This is a genomic window from Streptomyces flavofungini (assembly GCF_041028215.1).
GTDB classification, from domain to species: Bacteria; Actinomycetota; Actinomycetes; order Streptomycetales; family Streptomycetaceae; genus Streptomyces; species Streptomyces flavofungini_B.
Genome location: NZ_JASKYR010000785.1, coordinates 1 through 3,505 on the forward strand (window position 1 = coordinate 1; position 3,505 = coordinate 3,505).

General features: G+C 71.5%; 4 protein-coding genes and 1 pseudogene. 3 read left to right on the forward strand and 2 right to left on the reverse strand.

The window, feature by feature from the left end; genetic code table 11:
* Both AB8Z36_RS34395 and AB8Z36_RS34400 read left to right on the forward strand, forming a co-directional pair.
* Positions 1-180, forward strand: a pseudogene (locus tag AB8Z36_RS34395) (GNAT family N-acetyltransferase); the annotation flags it as partial.
* Positions 177-989 (forward strand): lysophospholipid acyltransferase family protein, encoded by an 813-nt coding sequence (locus tag AB8Z36_RS34400; RefSeq protein WP_369217310.1) that lies wholly within the window; start codon positions 177-179, stop codon positions 987-989. The pseudogene AB8Z36_RS34395 and the gene AB8Z36_RS34400, both read left to right, overlap by 4 nt.
* On the opposite strand, the gene AB8Z36_RS34405 is transcribed toward AB8Z36_RS34400, so the two are convergent.
* Both AB8Z36_RS34405 and AB8Z36_RS34410 read right to left on the reverse strand, forming a co-directional pair.
* Positions 973-2,022, reverse strand: a complete 1,050-nt coding sequence (locus AB8Z36_RS34405; RefSeq protein ID WP_369217311.1) for a chitinase — start codon at positions 2,020-2,022, stop codon at positions 973-975. The genes AB8Z36_RS34400 and AB8Z36_RS34405 overlap by 17 nt on opposite strands.
* A 160-nt stretch (positions 2,023-2,182) precedes the next feature.
* A complete protein-coding gene (locus AB8Z36_RS34410) occupies positions 2,183-2,638 on the reverse strand; it encodes an Lrp/AsnC family transcriptional regulator (protein WP_369217312.1) in 456 nt (151 codons plus the stop codon).
* A 141-nt stretch (positions 2,639-2,779) separates the two neighbouring features.
* Here AB8Z36_RS34410 and AB8Z36_RS34415 point away from each other — a divergent pair.
* Positions 2,780-3,505, forward strand: a 726-nt coding sequence (locus AB8Z36_RS34415; RefSeq protein ID WP_369217313.1) for an asparaginase domain-containing protein, incomplete at its 3' end; no start/stop codon positions are given.

The following is a 3,505-nucleotide window of genomic DNA, read 5'->3' on the forward strand; positions in this document are numbered from 1 at the left end:
CGCCCCTCCTACGCCGACCTGCCGCCGCTGCTCCGCGGCTACCTCCGGCTCGGCGCGTGGCTGTGCGGAGCCCCCGCCCACGACCCGGAGTTCGGTGTCGCCGACTTCTTCGTGCTCCTGGACATGGAGCGGCTCAGCGCACGGCACCGCAGGTACTTCCTCGGCGAGGACGCGCGATGAACGCGATGAGTCCCTGGTCGATCGACCCCGGCTGCCCGGCGAGCTGTGTCGCCGAGCCCGAGCCGCGCGTGCCGCTCGCCGAACTCGCCCGGCGGTACGCGGCACTGACGTACACCCTGACCCGCGCCACCGCGCGCGGCGGCCGGCTCGCCGACCCCGGCACCCTGCGGGGCGAGGCGCGGGCGGTGCTCGGGGCGCTGGGCGTGGGGTTCGAGGCCGGTGCCCCGGAGCGGCTCAGCGCGTCCGGCCACCCGGGCACGGGCACGCTCGTCGTCGCCAACCACATCTCCTGGCTCGACGTCATCGCCCTGCTCGCCGTCGAGCCGGTCAGTGTGCTCGCCAAGCGGGAGGTGGGCCGCTGGCCGGTGATCGGGCCGCTCGCCCGGCGGGTGGGCACCCACTTCATCGACCGCGACGGCAGCCCGCGCCACCTGCCGCGCAGGGTGGCCGAACTGGCGGAGGTGCTGCGCGGCGGAACCTCCGTCCTCGTCTTTCCCCAGGCGACCACCTGGTGCTCCGAGGCGGGCGGGCGCTTCCGCCGGGCCGTCTTCCAGACGGCGGCCGACGCGGGCGCGCCGGTCCGCCCGGTGACGGTCGCCTACCGGCAGGGCGGCGCCGCGAGCACCGCCGCCGCCTTCCTCGGCGAGGAGGACTTCACGGCCTCGCTGCGCCGGGTGGCCGCCGCCAGGGCCCTGACCGTGGGCGTCACGGCGCACGCCCCGTTGTGGGGGACGGACCGGCGGACACTGGCCGCCGCCGCCCGGCGCGCCGTGACGCGGGCCGCCGACTCCGCTACCGCAGCCGCTTGACGTTGTCGCCGAAGGTCCACCCCTTCGACCCGTCCCAGTTGATGGACCACGTCATCAGGCCCTTCAGGGCGCCGTTGTAGGTGTTCCACGCCTGGGTGACCAGGCTCGGGGACATGTAGCCGCCGCCCGCGCCAGGCTGGGCCGGGAGGCCGGGGACCTGCTTGTCGTAGGGGACCTTGATGGTGGTGCCCTGGATGACCAGGCCCTTGTTGAGGCAGTCGGTCTGCTTGGTGAAGCCCTGGACGGTGCCCGCGGAGTAGGAGTCGCCGGAGCAGCCGTACATGCTGCCGTTGTAGTACTGCATGTTCAGCCACCACAGGCGGCCGTTGTCCGCGTACTTCTTGATGACCGGGAGGTAAGCGCCCCAGATCGAGCCGTAGACGACGCTGCCGCCGGTGACGTACGCCGTCTCGGGCGCCATGGTGAGGCCGAAGTTCGACGGCATCCTGGCGAGCACGCCGTCGATGATGCGGATGAGGTTGGACTGCGAGGGCGAGAGCTGGTTGATGTTGCCGCTGCCCACGAGGCCCGTCTCGATGTCGATGTCGATGCCGTCGAAGTTGTACTTCTTCAGGATCGGCACGATCGTCTCGACGAAGCGGTCGGCCACGGCGGAGTTGCTGAGGTCGATCCCCGCCGTCGCGCCGCCGATCGACATCAGGATGGTGGCGCCGTCCGCCTTCGCCTGGCACATCTCTGCGGGCGTCGCGACCTTCACGGTCGCGTCCATGCCGTCCTCCCACAGGACGGTGCCGTCCGAACGGATCACCGGGAAGGCGGCGTTGATCACGTTGTAGCCGTGCTCGCGGATGCGGGAGTCGGTGATCGGCGTCCAGCCGAACGGCGGGTGCACGCCGTTGGAGGCGCCGTCCCAGTTCTCCCAGTAGCCCTGGAGGACCTTCCCCGCGGGCTTCGACTTCACCGCGCAGGTGTCGGCCCGGGGAGCGGCGGGGGCCGCCGCGGCGGCCGGTAGTTGTGCGACACAGGCCAGCGCGATGGCCGACCCCAGCAGGCGTAGCGTCCGACCGAACACGCTGGACTCCCTGGAGGCGAGGGGGACGAGGAGACGTGCGTGGTGCGAGGCGTCACGCTAGGCAGGTACGGACCTGCCGTCAATAGGTCTGGACCAAAGTCCCCGACCTCAACAAGCCCCTGCCCATAACAAGCACCTGGCCCCAACAAGCTGTCCGGGCCTACGCGTCCACCGGGAGCCCCTCCGGCTCCTTGATCCGCTTCATGATGATCTGCGAGTTGACCTCCGTGACGCCCGCGAGCGCCGTGAGCCGCTCGATCCAGAGCCGCTCGTAGGCGGCGAGGTCCGCGACGGCGATGCGCAACAGACAGCCGGGGCTGCCGAACAGGCGGTACGCCTCGATGACGTCCGGGATGTCCTGGAGCGCGGCCTCGAACGCCTCGACCGTCCCGCGGTCGCGCCGCACCTCGATGGAGACGAGCACCTCGAAGCCCCGGCCCACGGCCTCGGGGTCGACGACGGCGCGGTACCCCTGGATCACCCCGTCCGCCTCCAGCTGGCGCACCCGCCGCATGCACGGGGACGCGCTGAGGCCGACCCGCTGGGCCAGCTCCTGGTTGGTCAGGCGGCCGTCACGCTGTAGCTCGCGCAAGATATTGCGGTCAATCTCGTCCATGACGCGATTATCCACCTCGAATGTTGCGCGTGGGGTGGATCTTGGCAAGCACATTGCGTGATGTTCGAACTATCCTCGCGACGAGGCTGGCCACCACTCCGGGGGCTGACGGTCCTCGTGATCCCAGGGAGGTACGCAGACGTGGAAGCGCAGGCACGACGGGTCGTCGTCATCAGCACCGGCGGCACGATCGCCAGCCGCTGGCAGGGCACCGGCTTCGCCGCCGACGCCCCCGGCCGCGAGGTGCTCGCCACCGCCGCGATACCCCAGGGCATAGCCTCCGAGGTCATCGACCTGTTCAACGTGAACAGCCCCCGGCTGACCTCCGCCCAGCAGCTCACCCTGCTGCGCACCGTGCACGAGGTGCTCGCCGATCCCGCGGTCGACGGCATCGTCGTCACGCACGGCACGGACACCCTGGAGGAGTCCGCCTTCCTGCTCGACCTGTACCACCACGACTCCCGCCCGGTGGTCTTCACCGGGGCGCAGAAGCCGCTCGGCGCCACCGACGGCGACGGACCCGGCAATCTCTACGACGCGCTGCTCACCGCCGCGACCGTCCGTGACCTGGGCGTACTCGTCGTCTTCGACGGCAAGGTGCACGCCGCGCGCGGCACCGTCAAGACGCAGACCCTCGCCGCCGACGCCTTCGCCGACCCCTCGGGGCCGCGGGTGGGCAAGGTCGGCTTCGGCAAGGTGTCGATACTGCACCGGCCCGAGCGTCCCGCCCCGCTGCCGCTGCCCGCCGCGGTGTCGCTGCCGCGCATCGACATGGTGATGCACCACGTCGACGCCGACCCGCTGCTCCTGGAGACGGCGGTCCAGGCGGGCGCCCAGGGTGTCGTCCTGGTCGCCACGGGCGCGGGC